At 71.7% G+C, this 20,418-nt stretch carries 25 protein-coding genes; 12 read left to right on the top strand and 13 right to left on the bottom strand.

Annotated elements, in window-relative coordinates; genetic code table 11:
* Positions 1 to 63: 63 nt before the first annotated feature.
* On the bottom strand, positions 64 to 744 hold the full coding sequence (locus tag ACFZBT_RS26040; RefSeq protein WP_391107807.1) for a pyridoxamine 5'-phosphate oxidase family protein: 681 nt from the start codon (positions 742 to 744) through the stop codon (positions 64 to 66).
* Between the two features lie 36 nt (positions 745 to 780).
* On the opposite strand from ACFZBT_RS26040, the gene ACFZBT_RS26035 reads away from it, so the two are divergent.
* A complete protein-coding gene (locus ACFZBT_RS26035; RefSeq protein WP_391107804.1) occupies positions 781 to 2,142 on the top strand; it encodes an aminotransferase class I/II-fold pyridoxal phosphate-dependent enzyme in 1,362 nt (453 codons plus the stop codon).
* On the opposite strand, the gene ACFZBT_RS26030 is transcribed toward ACFZBT_RS26035, so the two are convergent.
* The gene (locus tag ACFZBT_RS26030) at positions 2,133 to 3,092 is read right to left on the bottom strand and encodes an EamA family transporter (protein ID WP_391107801.1); all 960 of its coding nucleotides are present in this window, start codon (positions 3,090 to 3,092) and stop codon (positions 2,133 to 2,135) included. The genes ACFZBT_RS26035 and ACFZBT_RS26030 overlap by 10 nt on opposite strands.
* A 74-nt stretch (positions 3,093 to 3,166) precedes the next feature.
* Between ACFZBT_RS26030 and ACFZBT_RS26025 the strand changes: the two genes are divergently transcribed.
* The gene (locus ACFZBT_RS26025; RefSeq protein WP_391107798.1) at positions 3,167 to 4,069 is read left to right on the top strand and encodes a LysR substrate-binding domain-containing protein; all 903 of its coding nucleotides are present in this window, start codon (positions 3,167 to 3,169) and stop codon (positions 4,067 to 4,069) included.
* Between the two features lie 26 nt (positions 4,070 to 4,095).
* On the opposite strand, the gene ACFZBT_RS26020 is transcribed toward ACFZBT_RS26025, so the two are convergent.
* A complete protein-coding gene (locus tag ACFZBT_RS26020) occupies positions 4,096 to 4,566 on the bottom strand; it encodes a pyridoxamine 5'-phosphate oxidase family protein (RefSeq protein WP_391107795.1) in 471 nt (156 codons plus the stop codon).
* Between the two features lie 137 nt (positions 4,567 to 4,703).
* Between ACFZBT_RS26020 and ACFZBT_RS26015 the strand changes: the two genes are divergently transcribed.
* The gene (locus ACFZBT_RS26015) at positions 4,704 to 5,354 is read left to right on the top strand and encodes an isochorismatase family protein (RefSeq protein ID WP_391107793.1); all 651 of its coding nucleotides are present in this window, start codon (positions 4,704 to 4,706) and stop codon (positions 5,352 to 5,354) included.
* Here the strand turns inward: ACFZBT_RS26015 and ACFZBT_RS26010 are convergent.
* Positions 5,341 to 5,778: a Rieske 2Fe-2S domain-containing protein gene (locus tag ACFZBT_RS26010; RefSeq protein ID WP_391107790.1), complete on the bottom strand. Its 438-nt coding sequence runs from the start codon at positions 5,776 to 5,778 to the stop codon at positions 5,341 to 5,343. The genes ACFZBT_RS26015 and ACFZBT_RS26010 overlap by 14 nt on opposite strands.
* Before the next feature lie 196 nt (positions 5,779 to 5,974).
* Between ACFZBT_RS26010 and ACFZBT_RS26005 the strand changes: the two genes are divergently transcribed.
* Both ACFZBT_RS26005 and ACFZBT_RS26000 read left to right on the top strand, forming a co-directional pair.
* The gene (locus ACFZBT_RS26005) at positions 5,975 to 6,730 is read left to right on the top strand and encodes a HipA family kinase (RefSeq protein ID WP_391107787.1); all 756 of its coding nucleotides are present in this window, start codon (positions 5,975 to 5,977) and stop codon (positions 6,728 to 6,730) included.
* Positions 6,727 to 7,140 carry a DUF3037 domain-containing protein gene (locus ACFZBT_RS26000; RefSeq protein ID WP_391107784.1) on the top strand — a complete coding sequence of 138 codons (414 nt, stop codon included), beginning with the start codon at positions 6,727 to 6,729 and terminating at the stop codon, positions 7,138 to 7,140. The genes ACFZBT_RS26005 and ACFZBT_RS26000 overlap by 4 nt, the downstream gene beginning before the upstream one ends.
* 8 nt (positions 7,141 to 7,148) lie before the next feature.
* Here ACFZBT_RS26000 and ACFZBT_RS25995 read toward each other — a convergent pair whose 3' ends face one another.
* Positions 7,149 to 7,586 carry an excalibur calcium-binding protein gene (locus tag ACFZBT_RS25995; protein ID WP_391107781.1) on the bottom strand — a complete coding sequence of 146 codons (438 nt, stop codon included), beginning with the start codon at positions 7,584 to 7,586 and terminating at the stop codon, positions 7,149 to 7,151.
* A gap of 229 nt (positions 7,587 to 7,815) precedes the next feature.
* Between ACFZBT_RS25995 and fabG the strand changes: the two genes are divergently transcribed.
* From fabG to ACFZBT_RS25970, 5 genes are all read left to right on the top strand, one after another.
* Entirely contained in the window at positions 7,816 to 8,577 is a 762-nt protein-coding gene (fabG, locus tag ACFZBT_RS25990) for a 3-oxoacyl-ACP reductase FabG (RefSeq protein ID WP_189724524.1), read from the top strand.
* 12 nt (positions 8,578 to 8,589) lie between these two features.
* Positions 8,590 to 9,348 carry an SDR family oxidoreductase gene (locus ACFZBT_RS25985; protein ID WP_193482095.1) on the top strand — a complete coding sequence of 253 codons (759 nt, stop codon included), beginning with the start codon at positions 8,590 to 8,592 and terminating at the stop codon, positions 9,346 to 9,348.
* Between the two features lie 198 nt (positions 9,349 to 9,546).
* A complete protein-coding gene (locus ACFZBT_RS25980; RefSeq protein ID WP_391107776.1) occupies positions 9,547 to 11,133 on the top strand; it encodes an ABC transporter substrate-binding protein in 1,587 nt (528 codons plus the stop codon).
* 93 nt (positions 11,134 to 11,226) lie between these two features.
* Positions 11,227 to 11,910 carry a uracil-DNA glycosylase gene (locus tag ACFZBT_RS25975; RefSeq protein WP_391107773.1) on the top strand — a complete coding sequence of 228 codons (684 nt, stop codon included), beginning with the start codon at positions 11,227 to 11,229 and terminating at the stop codon, positions 11,908 to 11,910.
* A gap of 128 nt (positions 11,911 to 12,038) precedes the next feature.
* On the top strand, positions 12,039 to 12,539 hold the full coding sequence (locus tag ACFZBT_RS25970) for a hypothetical protein (protein ID WP_391107771.1): 501 nt from the start codon (positions 12,039 to 12,041) through the stop codon (positions 12,537 to 12,539).
* Positions 12,540 to 12,548: 9 nt separating this feature from the next.
* On the opposite strand, the gene ACFZBT_RS25965 is transcribed toward ACFZBT_RS25970, so the two are convergent.
* The 3 genes from ACFZBT_RS25965 to ACFZBT_RS25955 form a co-directional block, all read right to left on the bottom strand.
* The gene (locus ACFZBT_RS25965) at positions 12,549 to 13,055 is read right to left on the bottom strand and encodes a hypothetical protein (protein WP_391107768.1); all 507 of its coding nucleotides are present in this window, start codon (positions 13,053 to 13,055) and stop codon (positions 12,549 to 12,551) included.
* Between the two features lie 112 nt (positions 13,056 to 13,167).
* Complete coding sequence (locus ACFZBT_RS25960; RefSeq protein ID WP_391107765.1) at positions 13,168 to 13,680, bottom strand: DUF664 domain-containing protein; 513 nt, start codon at positions 13,678 to 13,680, stop codon at positions 13,168 to 13,170.
* A 42-nt stretch (positions 13,681 to 13,722) separates the two neighbouring features.
* A complete protein-coding gene (locus tag ACFZBT_RS25955; RefSeq protein WP_391107763.1) occupies positions 13,723 to 14,313 on the bottom strand; it encodes a TetR family transcriptional regulator C-terminal domain-containing protein in 591 nt (196 codons plus the stop codon).
* Positions 14,314 to 14,397: 84 nt separating this feature from the next.
* On the opposite strand from ACFZBT_RS25955, the gene ACFZBT_RS25950 reads away from it, so the two are divergent.
* Together ACFZBT_RS25950 and ACFZBT_RS25945 are read left to right on the top strand one after the other, a co-directional pair.
* Positions 14,398 to 15,597, top strand: coding sequence for an FAD-dependent oxidoreductase (locus tag ACFZBT_RS25950; RefSeq protein WP_391107760.1), 1,200 nt, complete (start codon positions 14,398 to 14,400; stop codon positions 15,595 to 15,597).
* The gene (locus ACFZBT_RS25945; protein WP_391107757.1) at positions 15,594 to 16,499 is read left to right on the top strand and encodes a Gfo/Idh/MocA family oxidoreductase; all 906 of its coding nucleotides are present in this window, start codon (positions 15,594 to 15,596) and stop codon (positions 16,497 to 16,499) included. The genes ACFZBT_RS25950 and ACFZBT_RS25945 overlap by 4 nt, the downstream gene beginning before the upstream one ends.
* On the opposite strand, the gene lnt is transcribed toward ACFZBT_RS25945, so the two are convergent.
* The 5 genes from lnt to ACFZBT_RS25920 all read right to left on the bottom strand — a co-directional run bounded on the left by lnt (position 16,423) and on the right by ACFZBT_RS25920 (position 20,393).
* Positions 16,423 to 17,997 carry an apolipoprotein N-acyltransferase gene (gene lnt, locus ACFZBT_RS25940; protein WP_391107754.1) on the bottom strand — a complete coding sequence of 525 codons (1,575 nt, stop codon included), beginning with the start codon at positions 17,995 to 17,997 and terminating at the stop codon, positions 16,423 to 16,425. The genes ACFZBT_RS25945 and lnt overlap by 77 nt on opposite strands.
* Before the next feature lie 69 nt (positions 17,998 to 18,066).
* Entirely contained in the window at positions 18,067 to 18,537 is a 471-nt protein-coding gene (locus tag ACFZBT_RS25935; RefSeq protein WP_391107751.1) for a nuclear transport factor 2 family protein, read from the bottom strand.
* 73 nt (positions 18,538 to 18,610) lie between these two features.
* Positions 18,611 to 18,790, bottom strand: a complete 180-nt coding sequence (locus ACFZBT_RS25930) for a hypothetical protein (RefSeq protein ID WP_184599516.1) — start codon at positions 18,788 to 18,790, stop codon at positions 18,611 to 18,613.
* Between the two features lie 97 nt (positions 18,791 to 18,887).
* Complete coding sequence (locus tag ACFZBT_RS25925) at positions 18,888 to 19,763, bottom strand: undecaprenyl-diphosphate phosphatase (protein ID WP_391107747.1); 876 nt, start codon at positions 19,761 to 19,763, stop codon at positions 18,888 to 18,890.
* 159 nt (positions 19,764 to 19,922) lie between these two features.
* A complete protein-coding gene (locus ACFZBT_RS25920; RefSeq protein WP_391107744.1) occupies positions 19,923 to 20,393 on the bottom strand; it encodes a winged helix-turn-helix transcriptional regulator in 471 nt (156 codons plus the stop codon).
* Positions 20,394 to 20,418: the final 25 nt, after the last annotated feature.

Raw genomic sequence — 20,418 nt, 5'->3', positions numbered from 1 at the left:
GAGGTGCAGGTGTGATCGGCGGGTGCGGGTGATCTGTGGCTCGTCGCGCAGATCCCCGCGCACCTAAAGCAGGTACTCGGGCAGCTCTGTGCCCGGTGCCAGGCCCGGGTCGGGAATCGGCGTGCCGTAGGTCTTCGCGACCGGGACCACTCCGGCCCAGTGCGGAAGGGCGAGGTCCTCCGGTTCGTCGTTCACTCCGCCCGTGCGGAGCTTGGCGGAGACCTCGGCCAGGTCCAGGCGGAGCACGGCGGTGGCGGCCAGTTCCTTCTTGTTGGCCGGGCGGGAGTCGGCGGCGCGGCCCGAGACGACCTGGTCGACCAGGGCGTCCAGGGCCTGCCGCTTCTCCTCGGGGTCCGTCACGTCGTGGGCGACGCCGTGCACCACCACGGAGCGGTAGTTGATCGAGTGGTGGAAGGCCGAGCGGGCCAGTACCAGTCCGTCGACGTGCGTGACGGTCAGGCAGACCGGGAGGCCCGGGTCCGCCTGACCGGCGGCCCGCAGCGGGCGCGAGCCCGTCGAGCCGTGCACGTAGAGACGCTCGCCGACTCGGGCGAACAACGTGGGCAGCACGACCGGCGCGCCGTCCCGGACGAACCCGAGGTGGCAGACGTAGGCCTCGTCGAGTATCGAGTGCACCAGGTCCCTGTCGTACGAGGCCCGGTCCGGGGAGCGCGTGGGGACGGTGCGGTCGGTCGGGGTGTAGGCGGTGGCGGGCTGCGACGGCGTCCGGGTCGTCCCCTGCATTGGCGCTCTCCATTGCACTAGTGCATAATCTGCTTTGTGCTAGGAGAGTATCGGATCAGCGGGCGCCGCGCAGCGGACATTTCCGCGAGCGTCGAGCGGGCGGTGGGGACCGGTGAGCTGCAGCCGGGTGAACTGCTGCCGCCCATGCGGGAGTTGGCGGAGCGACTGGGAGTGAATCCCAATACCGTCGCGGCCGCGTACCGGACCCTGCGTGAGCGCGGGGTCATCGAGACCGCGGGCCGGCGGGGCAGCCGGGTGCGGCCGGCGCCCGCCACGACCGGGCGGGACCAGATCAGGGTGGACGTCCCCGAGGGCGTGCGTGATGTGGCCGCGGGCAATCCGGACCCGGCGTTGCTCCCGCCGCTCGCGGCCGCGTTCGCGGCGGCGGCCGCCGAGGCGGACCGCGCCCCCATGCTCTACGGAGAGGCCCCCGTGGAGCCGGAGCTGGCCCGGATCGCGCGGGCCGGCCTCGACGCCGACGGGGTGCCGGACGGGCCGCTCGCGGTGGTCTCCGGGGCACTCGACGGTGTCGAACGCGTGCTGGCGGCCCACCTCAAGCCCGGCGACACCGTCGCTGTCGAGGACCCCGGCTGGGGCCGCACCCTCGACCTCGTGCCGGCGCTCGGGCTCAGGACCGTCCCCGTCGGCGTCGACGACGACGGACCGTACGCCGAGGACGTGCGCCGGGCGCTGGAGGCCGGGGCGCGGGCCCTGATCGTCACGGACCGGGCGCAGAACCCGACCGGCGCCGCGGTGAGCGCCACACGCGCGCGTGCCCTGCGGTCCGCGCTCGGGGAACACCCGGAGACCTTGCTGATCGAGGACGACCACGGCCACGGCATCGTCGACCTCCCCCTCCACCCCCTCGCCGGAGTCACCCGGCACTGGGCCTTCGTTCGCTCGGCCGCCAAGGCCTACGGCCCCGATCTGCGCCTCGCCCTGTTCACCGGTGACGCCGTCACCGTCGACCGGGTCCGTGGCCGGCAGCGCCTCGGGCCGGGCTGGGTGAGCCGGCTGACGCAGCGGGCCCTCGTACGGCTGTGGGCCGACGGGGCGGTGGACCCGCGCGAGGTGGCGGCGTCGTACGGGCGGCGCCGGGACGCGCTGATCGAAGCGCTCGGCCGACGCGGCGTCGCGGCACACGGGCGCAGCGGAATGAATGTGTGGGTGCCCGTGCCGGACGAGACCGGAGCCGTCGCCCGGCTGCAGCACGCCGGCTGGGCGGTCGCCCCGGGCGCCCGCTTCCGGCTGAGCGCACCGCCCGGCATCCGGGTCACCGTCTCGACCCTCGCCGGGAACGGCAGCGGGGCCGGGGGCCGGAAGGAGGGTGAGATCGAGGAACTGGCCGACGCGATCGCCTCGGCGCTTGGCCCGGCTCCGGCGCGCAGTTACGTCTGAGGCCCCGGCTGAGCACGGGGCTTCGGCCGGACCTGTGTGAGGGCCGCGCCCGTCAGTACGATCACCGCGCCGACCGGGGTCGACCAGGTGAGCGACTCGCCGAGGAGTGCGACGCCCGCGGCCGTGGCGATGACCGGGACGAGGTACGTCACCATCTGGGCGGTCGTCGGGCCGACCTCGGCGACCAGGCCGTACTGGAGGAGCATGGCGAGGCCCGTGCCCAGGGCGCCCAGGGCGGCGATCGCCAGCAGCGGCACGACGGGCAGGCCGCTGGGCGGCGTGGTGAACAGCGGGGTGACGACGGCCAGCTGGACCGTGGCGAGCAGCAACTGCGCGCCGGTCATCGACAGGTGAGAGTGGCTCGTGCCGGCGAGGGTGCGGCGGACGTGGATCCAGCCGATCGGGTAGCTGAGGGAGGCCAGCAGCGCCAGTGCCGTGCCGGTGGCGTCCTGGCCGTGGAAGCCCTGCCAGGCGCCCAGCACCGTGAGCACCCCGAGGAAGCCGAGGCCGAGTCCCGCGACCCGCACCCGGGTCGGGCGGTCCTCCGAGAGGGCGACGAGGGACAGCGCCATGCCCCACAGCGGCGAGGTGGCGTTGCAGATGCCCGCCAAGGTGGACGGGATCGTCAGCTCGGCGTACGCGAACAGCGAGAACGGCAGGGCGTTGAGCAGGAACGCGGCGACCGTCAGATGCCCCCAGGTACGGGCCCCGCGCGGCAGCCGCTCGCGGCGCACCGCCATCGCGACGGCCAGTACGGCCGTACCGAACGCCAGCCGGCCCAGCGTGACCTGGAACGGCGCGTACCCCTGCGTGCCCACCTTGATGAGCAGGAAACTGAAGCCCCAGATCAGGGACAGCGCGGCGAAGCGGAGACGCCAGTCGAGGCGGCGCCGCGGCCGGTCGGGCGAGGCCGTGGTGGCCTGGCCGGGCGTGGTGGTGGCGGTGGTCATGGCAGCCACGATGGTGGAGCGAACCTCGTAGCACAATCGAGATTTCTCACCCGGTATCGCGTAGCATTGCTTAGGTGTTGAATCTGGAGCGCCTGCGCACCCTCGACGCCCTCGCGCGGCACGGCTCGGTCAGCGGCGCGGCCGCGGGCCTGCACATCACGACCTCCGCGGTCTCCCAGCAGATGTCCAAGCTGGAGCGGGAGGTCGGTCAGCAACTCCTCGCCAAGAACGGCCGGGGTGTGCGGCTCACCGACGCGGGCCGGCTGCTCGCCGAGCACGCCGCGCGCATCCTGTCCCAGGTCGAACTCGCCCGGTCCGATCTGGAGGCGCAGCGCGGCGAGGTCGCCGGCGAGCTCAGACTGTCGGCGTTCCCGACAGCCGCCCGTGGCCTGTTCCCGCACGCGCTGTCCGCGCTGCGCGAGCGGCACCCCGCGCTTCGGCTGCGCTCCTGCGAGCTGGAACCGGAGCGCGGCATCGCCTCAGTCGTGCGCGGCGACCTCGACCTCGCCGTGGTCCTCGACTGGTACAACAAGCCGATGGCGCTGCCGGACGGCCTGGTCAAGGCGCCGATCCTGGACGACCCCGCGGATGTCGCCATGCCGGCGGACCACCGGCTCGCGGGCCGTGACGAGGTGGACCTCGCGGAGTTCGCCGACGACGAGTGGATCACCTGGGGCGAGGGCGAGTTCTGCCACGAGTGGCTGATGTTCACCCTCCGCTCGAAGGGCATCGAGCCGATCGTCGGCCATCGCGCCGCCGAGACCCATACACAGCTCGGGCTGGTCGCCGCGGGCCTCGGTGTGTGCATCGCCCCGCTGCTCGGCCGCCACCCGGTGCCCGACGGGGTCGTGACCGTCCCGGTCAGGCAGCGGGTCCGGCGGCATGTCTACGTCGTCTGGCGCGCGGACGCCGACCGCCGCCCGTCGATCAGGGCGGCGGTCAAGGCCCTGCGGGCGGCCGGGGAGAGCGTCACCTGAGCGCCCCGCGCGGGCTCCGGAGCCTCTCAGGCGGGCCCGAGCTTGCGGAAGTCCCAGGAGACGATCTTCTCCGGTGTCAGGCGTATCCAGGCGTGCCGCCCGTCGTGCGGCATCTCCTCCAGGCCGAAGTTCTTCCGTGCGAACAGCGTCTCCGGGACGTCGAGTTCGGCGCGCAGCTCGCCCGTGCGCGGGATCTCGCCCACGAACTCGACGGCACCCGACAGCTCGGCGCCGCGCAGCTCGTCGTACTCCTCGCCGGTGTCGACCACGATCGCCACCCGGGGGTCGCGCCTGAGGTCGGTCCAGCGCTTGCTGCGTACGACCGAGTACAGCCACATCGAGGCGCCGTCCCAGGCGAACCACAGCGTGCTCACGTGCGGAGCGCCGTCGGCCGAGATCGTGGCGACCCGGCAGGTGCGCTGCGTGGTGAGGAAATCGTCCAGCTCGCCCGGCGTCATCATGATCTTCCGGCCCCGGCGCTGCTGCGTGACGGTCATGCTCCCCCTCTTTCTTCTTCTCACGTCGTGTCAGAGGAGATCCTCTGACATCACGTCAGAAAAGAATGAGTGCTCTTCCTTCCGTGCGCAACGGTGGCTACCCTCGCCCGAACGGCCGCCGGCGCCCAGGGGGAACCGTGCCCTCGTACGACGAGCTCAGCGAACTCCTCGATCCGCTGACCACCGTGCTGCTCACCGTCGAGTGCCAGGAGGGCGTCGTCGGAGCGCACAGCGCACTGCCCGAACTCGCCGCCGAGGCCCGCTCCGGTGGCGTGCTCGCCAATGTCGCCCGCCTGGTGGCCGCCGCCCACGAAGGCGGCGTCCAGGTCGTCCACGCCGTCGCCGAGCGCCGTCCCGACGGCCGCGGCGCCAACCGCAACGCCCGCCTCTTCCGGGCCGCCGCACGCTTGCCCGTCCAGCAGTTGTCCGGTACGCCCGCGGTGCGGGTCGCCGCCCCGATCGAGGTCGCCGACGAGGACCTCGTCGTACGACGCCTGCACGGGCTGTCGCCCCTCCAGGGCACCGATGTCGACCCGCTGCTGCGCAACCTCGGCTGCCGCACCCTGATCGTCACCGGCGTATCGGCCAACGTGGCCGTCCCCAACGCCGTGTTCGACGCCGTGAACCGCGGCTACACCGCCGTCGTCCCGACGGACGCCATCGCGGGAGTGCCGTCCGACTACACCCCCGCGATGATCCGCCACACCCTCGCGTTGGTCGCCACGGTCGCTACCACGGACGAGGTGTCGGCGTGTCTGAGGCGTGCGCGCGGGGTCAGGCCAGCGTGATGGAGTCGCCGTTCACGCTGATCTGCTTCGCCTCCAGCGGTTTTACCGCGGGGTCCTTCTTCACGCTGCCGTCGAGGACGGAGAACTGACTGCCGTGGCAGGTGCAGGAGATGATGTCGTCCTTGAGGTCGACCATCGGACAGTCCCGGTGGGTGCAGACCGTCGAGAACGCCTTGTACTCGCCCGCGGTCGGCTGGGAGACCACGACCTTCTCGTCCTTGAAGATCTTGCCGCCGCCCTCCGGGATGTCGGATGTCTTCGCGAGCACCGCTCCACCGCCGGCGCCCTGTTCGGTGGACGAGCCGGATGCCTTGTCGTCGGACCCGCACGCCGTCAGCGCGACGGTGAGTCCCGCCGCGCCAGCTGCCGCCACGACAGCACGGCGGCTCGGTCCGGACATCGGCTGAACTGATTCGCTGGTCATGCTGACGTTCCTTCCGGGGATTCGTGATCTGCGGAGAGGTACGGCCCTTGAGGACCGGCTGTTCAGACAGTGTCGAGATCCTGACTCGTTCGCGGAGGGACGTGGGTAAAGCGGAGCTGTCGGTTCGCTGTCGGGTTCCGGCCCACCGCCGCGAGGCCGTCGCCTGTACCTCCGTCCACGTCAGTAACCTGGGGCGATGCTCAAGGAAGTGATCGCGACCCGTTTCATCGCGCCGCTGCGCGAGGGCGGTTCGCTGCCGGGACTCGTCGAGGGCGACGACCACGGGATGTACGTCCTGAAGTTCAGGGGCGCGGGACAGGGCCGCAAGACGCTCGTCGCCGAGGTGGTCTGCGGGGAGCTCGCCCGCCGGCTGGGGCTGCGGGTGCCACGCCTGGTGACGGTCGAACTCGATCCGGAGCTGGGGCTGGGCGAGCCCGACCAGGAGGTGCAGAGCCTGCTCAGGTCCAGCGGCGGCACCAACCTCGGGATGGACTTCCTCTCCGGCGCGCTCGGCTTCGACCCGCTCGCGTTCCGGGTGGATCCCGAGGAAGCCGGGCGGATCGTCTGGTTCGACGCGCTGGTCAACAACGTCGACCGGTCCTGGCGCAACCCCAACCTGCTGATGTGGCGGGGCGAGGTATGGCTCGTCGACCACGGCGCGACCATGATCTGGCACCACAACTGGCCCGGCGCGCAGGCCTCGGCGGCCCGCCCCTACGACGCCTCCGACCACGCCCTCGCGCCCTTCGCGCCCGACGTCGCCGCCGCCGCGGCCGAGTTGGCGCCCCTGGTCACCGAGGAACTGCTCGCCGAGGTCACCGCGCGGATCCCGGACGCCTGGCTGGCCGACGAGCCCGGCTTCGACACGCCGGACGATCTGAGGCAGGCCTACACGCGGCCGCTGCTCGCCCGGGCCGCCGTCATCCACGACCGCGTCCAGGGGGCCAAGTGAGCGACCGGCACATCATCAGGGGCGGTACCCGGGACCGCCAGATCTACGAGTACACCGTCCTGCGCGTCGTCCCACGCGTCGAGCGCGGCGAGTACATCAACGCCGGGGTCCTCGTCTACTGCCGTGCCGAGTCCTACGTCGGCGCGCGCACCCACCTCGACGAAGCGCGGCTGCTGGCCCTCGACCCCCACGCGGACGTGGCCGGTGTCCGGGCCGCGCTGCGCGCCGTGGAGAACATCTGCACGGGCGGCCCCGCGGCCGGCCAGGCCGCGGGCGACGACGCGGGCCGCCGCTTCCGCTGGATCGTCGCCCCTCGTTCGACCATCGTCCAGCCCGGTCCCGTTCACACCGGGCTGACCACGGATCCGGCGGCGGAGACGGAGCGGTTGCTGGACCTGCTGGTGAGGTGATGGATCACTCACCCGGCCGAGCGTCGGTTCCGGCGGCGTTTCACCAGGTAGCCGGCCGGGAGCGCGGCGCCCGCCGCGAATGTCAGGCCTATGGCCAGATCCCAGTCGCTCGGCCCCGTGGCCACCGCGCCTCCGAGTCCGCCTCGTACACCTCGGGACGGGGCAATGGTGGGCGTGGTGGTGACGGGAGCGGACGGGGCGGCAGAGGTGGTGGGGGAGATGACACCGCGGCGGGGCAGCACCTCACACGCGATGCCGTCGTCCGGGCCCTGGTCCTCGTCGAGTCTGTTGGGATCGCTCGGATCCGCGTCGAAGACGGCCTGAGCGTCCTCCTGGAAGGAGAAGTCGCGGCAGTCCAGGTCTTGTCGGGCGTGAGCGGGTTCGGCCAATGGCACGATCGCGGCGATCGCGAACAGTGTGCCCATGGCACCGGTGCGACGGCGCATGGGGCGCCTCCCTTCCGGCCACGAGTGGCTCGGGCTTCGACGCTAGGGTCCGAGTGTCGCGGCGGCGCGTGGCCGTGGGCCGATCGGGTGTCCGGAGGTGTGCCGTCGGCGCGAGTGGAGCGGGTAATGGATCACACGCACGCCGTGGCCGTTGACACCACGTGCCAGGGCTTCTAGCGTCACACCCACTGAAGGTACTAAGCGGTCGCTCACCTGAGGAGAAGCAGCCATGTCCACCACTGAGCAGCGGGTCGCCGTAGTCACCGGCGCCGCGCGCGGTATCGGTGCCGCCACCGCCGTACGGCTGGCCGCCGAGGGTCGTGCGGTCGCCGTGATCGACCTCGACGAGGCCGCCTGCAAGGACACCGTCGAGAAGATCACCGCGGCGGGCGGCAAGGCCATCGCGGTCGGTGCCGACGTCTCCGACGAGGCCCAGGTCGAGGCCGCGATCGCCCGTGTCGCCGAGGAGCTCGGCGCGCCGACGATTCTGGTCAACAACGCGGGCGTGCTGCGCGACAACCTGCTGTTCAAGATGAGCGTCTCCGACTGGGACACCGTCATGAACGTGCACCTGCGCGGCGCCTTCCTGATGTCCAAGGCCTGTCAGAAGCACATGGTGGACGCGGGATTCGGGCGCATCGTCAACCTCTCGTCGTCCTCGGCACTGGGCAACCGCGGCCAGGTGAACTACTCCGCGGCCAAGGCGGGTCTGCAGGGGTTCACCAAGACACTCGCCAAGGAGCTCGGCAAGTTCGGTGTGACCGCCAACGCCGTCGCCCCCGGCTTCATCGCCACCGAGATGACCAAGGCCACCGCCGACCGCGTCGGCATGGGCTTCGAGGACTTCAAGGCCGCCGCCGCCACCCAGATCCCGGTCGCCCGGGTCGGTGAGCCGGACGACATCGCCAACGCCATCGCCTTCTTCACGGGCGAGGCGGCCGGATTCGTCTCCGGCCAGGTGCTGTACGTGGCCGGCGGACCGCTCGACTAGAGGACGAAAGACATGACTTCCGTGGAACTCTCCGGCAAGGTCGCCCTCGTCACGGGCGGCAGCCGCGGCATCGGCTACGGCGTCGCCGAGGCGCTCGTCGCGCGCGGCGACCGCGTGTGCGTCACCGGCCGTAACGAGGACTCCCTCAAGGAGGCCGTCGAGCAGCTCGGCGCCGACCGCGCGATCTACGTCGCGGGCAAGGCGCACGACGAGGCTCACCAGGCCGTCGCCGTCGAGCGCACGATGGAGGCCTTCGGCCGCGTCGACTTCCTGGTCAACAACGCAGGTACGAACCCGGTGTTCGGGCCGATCGCCGACCTCGACCTGAACGTCGCGCGCAAGGTCTTCGAGACCAACGTGGTCTCCGCGCTCGGCTTCGCCCAGAAGACCTGGCACGCCTGGCAGAAGGACAACGGCGGCGCCATCGTCAACATCGCCTCGGTCGCCGGCCTCTCACCCTCGCCGTTCATCGGCGCCTACGGCATCAGCAAGGCGGCGATGATCAACCTGACGGTGCAGCTCGCGCACGAGTACGCGCCCAAGGTCCGGGTCAACGCGATCGCCCCGGCCGTCGTGAAGACCAAGTTCGCCCAGGCCCTGTACGAGGGCCGGGAGGAGGAGGCCGCCGCGGCCTACCCGCTCGGCCGGCTCGGCGTGCCCTCCGACATCGGCGGTGCCGCCGCGTTCCTCACCTCCGGGCAGTCCGACTGGGTCACCGGCCAGACGCTCGTCGTGGACGGCGGCATCTTCCTCAACGCCGGCACGGGCTGACGCGAACGCGTACGCGGCTCGGCACGGGCGCCCCTGGACATCCAGGGGCGCCCGTCCGACGTAAAGCCCTCGCAAAGGGCGATGACAACGTCGTCAAGGGTTTATCGATCAAGGAGTCATGCACCGGGGAGGGGCAGCGGGCCGGGCACTGCGGTATGGTCTGCCGACCCTTGGTATGGCAGATCGAGGAGCGTGCGCGTGTTCAACCGGAACCGACGCCTGCGGCAGGCGGCGGCCATCGCGTCCATATCGTCCCTTCTCACCGGGTGTGGCGTGTTGTCGTCCGACACCCCGGAGGACGAGGGGCCGATCGTCGTGGGCACCACCAGTTCGCCCAGCACGCTCGATCCCGCGGCCTCGTGGGACAGCTCCTGGGAGCTGTTCCGCAACATCTACCAGACGCTGCTGAGCTATCCGACGGGCGCGAGCGAGCCCCAGCCGGACGCCGCCGAGCAGTGCGGCTTCAGCGACTCCTCGAACCAGGTGTACCGCTGCGAGCTGCGCGAGGGCCTGAAGTTCTCCAACGGCGACGCGCTCGACGCCCAGGCGGTCAAGTACTCCTTCGACCGGATCCGCAAGATCAACGTCAACGGCGGCCCCGCCGGTCTGCTGGGCAGCCTCGAACGGGTCCAGGCGCCGAACGAGCGTGAGGTGATCTTCCACCTCAACAAGCCAGACGCCACCTTCCCGTTCGTGCTCGCCACCCCCGCCATGTCGATCGTCTCCCCGGGGGCCTACCCGGAGAACTCCCTGCGCAAGGAGAACGACGCTGTCGGCTCCGGGCCCTACACGCTCGACTCGTACGAGGAGGGCAAGGAAGCCGCCCTCGTCCGCAACGACGGCTACAAGGGCTACGCGGAGCGCCGGAACGACGCGGTGACCATCCGCTACTTCCAGGACTCCGGCGCCATGGTCAAGGCCCTGCGCGACGAGCAGATCGACGTGACCTACCGCGGTCTGGCCGCCGGCGACGTCGTCGACCTCCAGAGCAAGACCTCCAACGAGGAGGAGATCCAGCTCGTCGAGGGCTCGGGCACGGACATCAACTACCTGGTGTTCAACCCGAAGGACTCCTGGGCCAAGCGCAAGCCCGTGCGTCAGGCCATCGCGCAGGTCATCGACCGGGCGGCGATCACCCACAAGGTCTACAAGGACACCGTCGACCCGCTGTACTCCATGGTCCCCAAGGGCCTCACGGGCCACACCACGGGCTTCTTCGACGACTACGGCGACCCCGACGTCGACAAGGCCCGCGAGATCCTCAGCGACGCGGGCATCAACCAGCGGGTCCCGCTCACCTTCTGGTACACGAGCGACCGTTACGGCTCCGAGACCGCCGAGGAGTTCAAGGAGCTGAAGCGCCAGCTAGAGGACTCCGGCCTCTTCACGATCAACCTGAAGAGCCGGCCCTGGAAGACGTACGTCGAGGGCTACCAGAAGGGCGAGTACCCGGTGTTCGGGCGTGGCTGGTTCCCCGACTTCCCGGACGCCGAGAACTTCATCGCGCCGTTCGTCGGCGAGCAGAACGCCCTCGGCACGCCCTACCCGGCCCCCGAGATCACCGGCGACCTGCTGCCCCGGTCGCGCCGCGAGAGCGATCGCGCGAACGTGGAGAAGGAGTTCGAGGAGGCCCAGCGGATCCTGGTGGACGACGCGCGACTGCTGCCGCTGTGGCAGGGCAGGCAGTACGTGGCCGCCAGCCGGGACGTCTCGGGCGCGGAGCGGGCCCTTGACCCGTCGACGATCATGATGCTGTGGGAGCTGCACCGAAAGACCGCCTGGTAGGCGGGTCGGCACCGGGCTTTCCCGGGCACGTTGTCAGTGGTCGCCTGTAGGTTCTGAGGCCTGGAAGTGACCGCACATCGTGAGGACGTTGACGTGACCGACACCGCCATGCTGCCCGAGTCCTGGCGCGGGGTTCTGGGCGACGAGCTGCAGCAGCCCTACTTCAAGGAGCTGACGGAGTTCGTCGAGGAGGAGCGGGCGAAGGGTCCCGTGCATCCGCCGCGCGAGGAGGTCTTCGCCGCGCTGGACGCCACGCCCTACGAGAAGGTGAAGGTCCTGATCCTCGGGCAGGACCCCTACCACGGCGAGGGCCAGGGGCACGGGCTGTGCTTCTCGGTCCGGCCCGGTGTGCGGATCCCGCCGTCCCTGCGGAACATCTACAAGGAGATGCACGAGGAGCTCGGCGCGCCGATCCCGGACAACGGCTATCTGATGCCGTGGGCCGAGCAGGGCGTCCTGCTGCTCAACGCGGTGCTCACGGTCCGGGGCGGGGAGGCCAACTCGCACAAGGGCCGGGGCTGGGAGAGGTTCACCGACGCCGTGATCCGCGCGGTCGCCGACCGGCCCGACCCGGCGGTGTTCGTGCTGTGGGGGAACTACGCGCAGAAGAAGCTCCCGCTGATCGACGAGTCGCGGCATGTGGTGGTCAAGGGCGCGCACCCGTCGCCGCTGTCGGCGAAGAAGTTCTTCGGCTCGCGTCCGTTCACCCAGATCGACGCGGCGGTCGCGGCCCAGGGGCACGAGCCGATCGACTGGACGATCCCGAACCTGGGCTGAGGCCGGCCGGCGCACGGCGGGGCGTTCCTCCCGGAAGGCCCCGTGCGTACGGACCGGCCTGAGCCGGATCGTCTCCGTCTCCGGTTAGCGTCGGAGGAGCAGCCGGCGAGTGCGCGGAGGGCGTGGCGATGGAGCGGCAGGAGCAGACGGCGCCGGACACCGTGCTGACCCGGATCGGGCAGGTCGTCATGCTGCACCACGCCGGGGACCGGGAGGAGGCCCGGCACCGGTTCCTGGAACTGTGGGCGGAGATCGGGGAGCACGGCGACCCGCTGCACCGCTGCACCCTCGCGCACTACCTGGCCGACACGCAGGACGACCCCGGCGACGAACTGGCCTGGGACCTGCGCGCGTTGACCGCGGCGGAGGAGATCTCCGCGGACGGGCTCCCCTCCGGCGAGGCTGTGCGCGCGTTCTACCCCTCCCTGCACCTGAACCTCGCCGACGACTACCTCAGGCTCGGCCGGTACGACGCGGCCCGCACGCATCTGCGACGGGCCAGGAGAACCGCCGCCGCCCTCGCCCACGACCGTTACGGCGACGGCGTTTGGGCCGCCATCGAACGGCTGGAGTCCCGGCTGGGAGAAGGCGGCGGAGCGACCTGGACGCCGTTCCGGCAGCGGCCCTGAGGCGGCCGGTCAACGCCGGTACGTGTCGCGGCAGATGGTCGCCTCGGGGCTGTCCGCCCGCCACCCCCCGTAGCGCGTGCCCAGCGCGCACACGTCCGCGTTCTTCGGGACGTTCTTGCGGACGTCCTGACGTACCGACTCCGGCACGTCGGGCAGATCGGCGGCGGGTGGCCGCTGGGGGGTGCGCGGGGACGGTGCCCGGCGTTCCGGGCGGGCGGGGCGCGGGCGGGCGTCGTGGGGGCCGGACGGCGGCTGCCGTCGCTCCGGTGCGGCCGCCGGGGGCGTGACCGGCCGGGACGCGGACACGGTCGGCTCCGGGCGGCGGGACCCCTCGATGAGTTCCAGGGCCTCCCGGGCCGGTGCCTGCACGACCTGCTCCTCCGGCCGGGGCGCCGACGGCCGGGACGGTGTCGCCGGGGGCCCGGGGACGGGAGGATCCTGGACCGTCACACAGCCGGAGAGGGCCGAGACCGCCACGGTCACCAGGAGCGTCGCTGTGGTCGTCGTTCGATGCACCCGCGCAACTCTGGTGCGTCCGGCCCCTGGTAGGACAGCGGACAGCCTGAGGATGCCCCGCACGGGTGATGTCCCGCCCCGTACGGAGGGCGCCGGTGGGTCGTGGGTGACGTCAGTCGCCGGTCGAGCCGTCGAGGCGCTCGCGGATCAGATCGGCGTGGCCGTTGTGCCGCGCGTACTCCTCGATCATGTGGGTGTAGAGCCAGCGCAGATTGAACCGCTCGCCGGTGCGGCGGTGCTTGCCCTCGGAGAGGTCGTCCAGGGCGAAGCGGGCGGCGTTGCGCCGGGCGGTCTCGATCTCGGCCTGCCAGGTGGCGTACGCCTCCTGGTACGTGTCCGCCTCGGTCAGACGGAACTCGCCGTCCGGGTCCTCGTCGCTGAAGTAGATCGGCGGCGCGTCCTCGTTCGTCAGCACCTTGCGGAACCAGCCCCGCTCCACCTCCGCCATGTGCCGCACCAGCCCCATCAGGGACAGTTCGGAGGGCTCGACGGATGCCGTCCTGAGCTGCTTGTCGCTCAGGCCCTCGCACTTCCACGCGAGGGTCTGCCGGTGGTACTCGAGCCAGCCTTCCAGCATGGCGCGTTCGGCGGCGTCGGTGGCGGGTTCGGTGCGCTCTGTGGTCATGCCCGCATCCTTTCCCAACTCGCCCGGACGGCCCAGGGGTTTTCAGCCGCCGAGCATTCCCTCGAGCAGCTCCCGCAGCCCGGCCCGCACCTCCTCCAGGCTCGGCGTCCCGGAACCGAACGACCCCGCGACGCAGCTGAACATCAGCCCGTCCGCCCAGGCGATCAGGGACAGCGTGTGCCGGGCCGGGTCCGTCGAGCCCATTCCCTTGACCAGGGCGGTGAGCTGGTCGCGGAAGCGGGCGCCTGTCGCGTCGAAGTAGGCACGCAGTTCGGGGCGGCGGGTCGCCTCCAGGGCCAGTTCGTAGCGGGCGAGTGTGAGGGCGCGGTTGTTCGTCAGGGCGCGGTGGGTCGCCAGGGCCAGGGCATTCGCGAGGGAGTCGGTCCCGGACCGCGGGTCCGGCATCTCGTGCAGGGCCAGCACCCGGGCCTCTCGGTCGGCCAGGCGCCGCACCGCCAGCTCCAGCAGGGCCTGCCGGGTCCGCGCGAGGTTGGACGTGGACCCCTGAGGGAGTCCGGCCGTCTCGTCGACCGCCCGGTGTGTGAGGCCCCGCATCCCGCGCTCGGCGAGCAGGGTGAGGGCGGTGTCGGCGACGAGGTCGGCGCGGGAGGGGCCGGTGGTGCGTACGGACATGGGGCTCACGCTACCCGTCTCACTACACCTGTAGTAGAGTTGAGGCTCACTACAGATGTAGTCGACGCGGTTCGAGGAGGAGCCATGGCGCAGTCGAGGCGGGCCGTCGTGATCGGCGGAGGGATCGGAGGTCTGACCGCGGCGGCCGCTCTGCACCGGCGCGGCTGGCAGGTCACCGTGCTGGAGCGCGCCCGCTCGCTGGAGCCGGTCGGTGCGGCCATCTCCCTCGCTCCCAACTCCCTGCGCGCCCTGGACGTCATCGGCCTCGGCGACGAGATCCGCGGACTCGCCGCCTGGGCGGGGGACGGCGGCCTGCGCACCCCGTCCGGGCGGTGGCTCTCGCGCTCCTCCGCCGACGCCGCCGCCGAGCGCTTCGGCGGCCCGCTCGTGCTGCTGCACCGCGCCACCCTCGTCGAGCGCCTGGCCGCACTGCTCCCGACGGGCGCCGTCCGGACGGACGCCGCCGCGACCCTCGCGGACAGCGGCGACACCGGCCGGCCCGCCCGGGTCACCACCGCGGACGGCGAGCTGGAGGCCGACCTGGTGGTGGGCGCCGACGGAGTCCGGTCCGCCGTACGCCGGGCGCTCTTCCCCGGCCACCCGGGGACGGTGTACTCGGGGTTCACCACCTGGCGGGTCGTGATCCCCGTCCCCGGTGCCGAGTTCGCCTCGCACGAGACCTGGGGGAGGGGCCGCATCTGGGGCACGCACCCACTCAAGGACGGCCGCGTATACGCCTACGCCGCCGCCGTGACACCCCTCGGCGGACGCGCGCCCGACAGCGAGCGGGCCGAGCTGCTGCGCCGCTTCGGCGACTGGCACGACCCGATCCCCGCCGTGCTCGCCGCCGCCCGCCCCGAGGACGTCCTGCGCCACGACGTCCGCCACATCGCCGAACCCCTGCCCGCCTACGACCACGGCCGGGTCGCCCTCGTCGGCGACGCGGCGCACGCCATGCCTCCGACCCTCGGCCAGGGTGGCAATCAGGCGATCGAGGACGCGGTCGTCCTCGCCCACCACTGCGACGACCTCCCCGCCTACACCGCCGCCCGGCTGCCCCGTACGACCACCGTCGCACGGAAGGCCGTGCGGGTCGCCCGGCTCAACCTCATGACGAGCCGCGCCGGGATCGCCGTACGCGACACGGCCGTGGCCGCGCTGTCGAAGGCCGGGCCCGCCCTGTTCCTGCGCGGCTTCGACGGCATCGCCGACTGGCGCCCGCCGCAGCGGCCGTATGCTTCCGAGCAGACCCCGGAAGGCAACCGTTGGAGGAGCACCCCGTGAAGGTCGGCTGCATCGGACTCGGCGACATCGCGCAGAAGGCCTACCTGCCGGTCCTCGCCTTCCAGCCAGAGGTCGAACTGCACCTGCAGACCCGTACGCCCGCCACGCTCGACCGGGTCGCCGACGGCCTCCACGTCCCGCGGGAGCGGCGGCACACCACCCTCGACTCCCTCCTCGCCCAGGGCATCGACGCCGCCTTCGTGCACGCCCCGACGCTCGTGCACCCGGAGATCGTGACGCGGCTGCTGGAAGCGGGCGTACCGACGTACGTCGACAAGCCGCTCGCCTACGAACTCGACGACTCCGCACGCCTGGTGGCGCTCGCCGAGGAGCGGGGCGTAAGCCTCGCCGTCGGCTTCAACCGGCGCTACGCCCCCTGCTACGCGCAGTGCGCCGACCATCCGCGCGAGCTGATCCTGATGCAGAAGAACCGCGTCGGGCTGCCGGAGGAGCCGCGCACGATGATCCTCGACGACTTCATCCACGTCGTCGACACCCTGCGGTTCCTGGCGCCCGGCGAGGTCGACGACGTGACCGTGCGCGCCCGTGTCCGGGACGGCCTGCTGCACCACCTGGTGCTCCAGCTCGCCGGGGACGGCTTCACGGCGCTGGGCGTGATGAACCGGCTCAGCGGTTCGGCCGAGGAGGTCCTCGAGGTGTCCGGGCAGGACACCAAGCGGCAGGTGATCAACCTCGCCGAGGTGGTCGACCACAAGGGGCAGCCGACCGTCCGGCGGCGGGGGGACTGGGTGCCGGTGGCCCGGCAGCGCGGGATCGAGCAGGCGGTGCTGGCGTTCCTGGACGCGGTCCGGGCGGGGAAGGTGCTCAGCGCCCGGGACGCGCTGGAGACCCATGAACTGTGCGAGCGGGTCGTACGCGCGGTTCAGGAGCCGACCGCCTGAGCCGCAGGGTCCGTACGCCCTCGCCGGCGGCCCAGGCCGCGAGGATCAGCATCGCCGCGTACACCGTCCAGTCGCCGAGGCGGACGTAGGGCGTCGTGCCGTGGGCGAGGGGGACCTCGTAGACCTGCGCGACGGACGCGTCCGTCCCGAGCCACGGTCCGATCCGCTGTCCGCTCGGGCCGTAGACGGCCGAGACACCGGTCAGCGTCGCGTGGACCATCGGACGGCCGGTCTCGGCGGCCCGCAGCGCGGCCAGTGAGGCGTGCTGCTCGGGCGCCCAGCTCTGCTGGAACGTGGACGTCGACGACTGGCCGATCAGTACGTCGGCGCCTTCCCGGGTGAGGTGGCGGGTCATATCGGGGAAGGCGGTCTCGAAGCACACCATCGGGCCGGCGCGCAGCTCGTTTCCCACGTTCATCACGACCGGCTGGGAACCGCGCCTGCGGTCCTCGCCCGCCGCCTTGCCGACCGAGGTGGCCCAGCCGAGCAGGGAGCGGGCCGGGATGTACTCGCCGAACGGCACGAGACGCATCTTGTCGTAGCGCTCGCCGGTCAGGCCGTCCGGGCCGACCAGGATCGAGCTCTTGTAGATGCCGGGCTTGTCGGAGCGCCGGGCGTCCACGTTGACCAGGATGCCGGCGTCCGTCGCGCGGGACAGCGCCGCGAGCCGCCGGGCGAGGTCGGGCCGGTCACCGAGATCGAAGCCGACGCTGCTCTCGCCCCAGACGATCAGGTCGACGTCCTGCCCGGCGAGTCGGCGGGTGAGCTGTTCCTCCCGGTCGAAGCGGCGGTCCGCGCTCCTGCCGCCGTCGATGACGCCCGGCTGGACCACGGCGATCCTGACCTCGCCTTCGACGTCCGGGCGAGGGGAGAAGGCCCAGGCCGCCGAGGTGGCGGCGGCCGTGGCGACGAGAGAGGCCACGGCGGGCACCCGGGCCCGGCGCACCGCCACCAGGACGGCGACGGCGACATTGACCGCGACGACCAGAAAGCTCAGCAGCCACACCCCGCCGACCGAGGCGAGCCGCAGTGCCGGTTCCACCTGCCACTGGCTGGAGCCGAGCATGCCCCAGGGGCCGCCGAGGCCCTGCCAGGAGCGGACCAGCTCGACGGCCAGCCAGCCGGACGGCAGGACGAGGAGCGCGGCCGCGATCCGCAGCCGCGTGGGCTCACCTGCCAGCAGCCGGTGTGCGAGCCATCCCCACAGGGCCCACAGGGCGCCGAGCAGCGCGGCGATGACGAACGTGAAGACGTGCAGGAAGGGCAGCAGCCAGTGGTGCATCGCCAGCATGAAGCCGAAGCCCCCGCACCAGCCGTCGTACGCCGCCCGCTTGCCGGTGGGCGCGGTGCGCAGCAGCAGGAGCCAGGGGACCAGTGCGACGTAGGCGAACCACCACAGGGAGGGGGCGGGATAGGCCAGTACGGGAAGGGCGCCCGCGATCACGGAGGCGGCCGAGCGCCGCCACGGGGAGGCGAGCCAGTGGCCGAGCGTCTTCATAGGCGCCTCCTACCCCGCGGGTGCCTCCAGTGTGCGCCCTGCGGACGATCTAGGACAGCGGACGCCGGGTCAGTTGATCACAGGTGTCTTCCGCCGCTCGGGAAGGCGCCGCCACTTCTCCTGGACGACCACCGTGCTCAGCCGCCAGCCGTCGTCCGTGCGCAGCAGCGCGAAGGCGTACCGGCCGCCGCACACGAAGTCGGGTGCGGGGCCCGCGGTGGCCATGGGGTTGACGTAGTCGGCCTGGACCTCGGCCGTGTCGCCGGTGTCCTGTTCCCGGATTCCGAAGCGCACCCGCCGGTTGACGATCAGGTGCTGCCGCACGGTGAACAGCCGCATGCTCTCGGCCAGCCAGGACGCGACCGCCGTGGCCTCTCCCTCGATGCCGCCGGCCGAGCGGTAGTCCGCCCGCCCGTCCGGGGCGAACAGGCCCCGGTACGCCTCCCAGTCGCCGTCGTCGACCGCCACCGCGTAGTCGGTGATCAGTTCGTCGACCGCCAGCCGGTCCCTCACGGTAGCGAGCTCCACGCGCTGCGTCATCGGCTCAGTGTTGGGCATGGAGGGGGTGGAGCCAAGGGGTGTGACGAAAAAGGGCAGTTGAGTGGGGGGGTGCTCAGGCCGCCTCGACGACCTCGCCGCGGATCGCGGCCGCCCACTCGACGACCAGGAACTCGTACTCCGCCCGCTCCTCGGCGGACAGCTTGCCGCCCGTGCGCCGCCACAGCGCACGGATCTCCTCGTTGACCTCGGCGGCGGATCGCACGGAACCAGGGGTCGAGAAATCGGGGGACATGCGGGCAAGCCTAGGGGCACCCACTGACAGCCCGCTACCGGACGGCTACGGAAGCCCTATGCGGTTGGTCACGAGACGCGGGTCACAGGGCGGCGGCTCAGCCCGCGGACTCGGCCGCGTGCGGGCTCAGCGCGCCCATCGACACCAGGACGATGATGAGGATGCCGAGGGCGATGCGGTAGTAGACGAACGGCATGAAGCTCTTGGTCGTGATGAACTTCATGAACCACGCGATCACGGCATATCCGACCAGGAACGCGACGATCGTCGCGAAGATCGTCGGCCCCCACGACACATGGCCGCCCTCGGTCGCGTCCTTGAGCTCGAACAGGCCGGAGGCGAGTACGGCGGGGATGGCGAGCAGGAAGGAGTAGCGGGCCGCGGCCTCGCGCGTGTAGCCCATGAACAGGCCGCCGCTGATGGTGGCGCCGGAGCGGGAGACGCCCGGGATCAGGGCCATGGCCTGGCAGGCGCCGTAGATCAGTCCGTCCCGGACGCCCAGGTCCGCCAGGGCCTTGCGCTGCTTGGGCGCGCGGTGCTTGCCGCCCTGTTCGTCCCGGGCGGCAAGCCGGTCGGCGACGCCCAGGACGATGCCCATGCCGATCAGCATCGTCGCCGTGAGCCGCAGGTCGCGGAAGGGTCCCTCGATCTGGTCCTTCAGCGTCACGCCGAGCACACCGATCGGGATCGAGCCGACGATCACGAGCCAGCCCATCCGTGCGTCCGGGTCGCTGCGCAGCGCCTTGTCGGTGAGCGAGCGCGTCCACGCGGACAGGATCCGTCCGATGTCCTTGCGGAAGTAGATCAGCACGGCGGCCTCGGTGCCGATCTGGGTGATCGCCGTGAAGGCCGCACCCGGGTCCTTCCAGTCCAGGAAGGCCGCCGTCAGCCGCAGGTGCGCGCTGGAGGAGACGGGGAGGAACTCGGTCAGCCCCTGGACGAGTCCGAGGATGAGTGATTCGAACCAAGACATGAGGTAGCGGAGTCCAAGTGCCGGTGCGGGACGGGCGACGGGCACACCAAGCCGCCGTATGAGATGACGGTGCGATCAGGTGCGCCGAGGGGGAAGCGTAGCGTCCCCGGATGAACCCCTGGGACGCAGGGGTTTGGAAGGCGGTCCGCGTGGGCCGGATCAGACCGCCGCCGGGCCCGTCACCGTCCAGCCGGGCGCCTGTGGGCGGGCCGTGAGGTCCTCGTGGCGCACCTCGTCTCCGCAGGCCCGGCAGGTGACGGCCGGAGCGAGCGCCCGGCCGCAGGAGTGCTCGAGGACCATGGGGCGGTCGCCGTCCGTCCGCAGATGGCGGTCGCCCCACGCCATGAGAGTCATCAGTACGGGCTCCAGCTCCAGTCCCGCCTGCGAGGGCCGGTACTCGAAGCGCTGCGGGCGCTCGCTGTAGAGCTGCTTGGTCAGGATCCCGGCGTCGACGAGCCGGCGCAGCCGTGTGGCGAGGATGTCGCGCGGGGCGCCGATGTTGCGCACCAGCTGATCGAACCGGCCGTTGCCGAGGCACACCTCCCGCAGCACGAGCAGGGAGTACTTCTCGCCCACGAGCGCGAGGGTGTCGGCGATGGAACAGGGGCGCGGGTCTTTGCTGGCGGCCATGGACCTCAGTCTAGGAGAGGGTTGG

The sequence above is a fragment of the Streptomyces sp. NPDC008137 genome, from assembly GCF_042957035.1.
Classification (GTDB): Bacteria; Actinomycetota; Actinomycetes; order Streptomycetales; family Streptomycetaceae; genus Streptomyces.
This window is presented reverse-complemented; position numbering and strand designations above follow the sequence as displayed.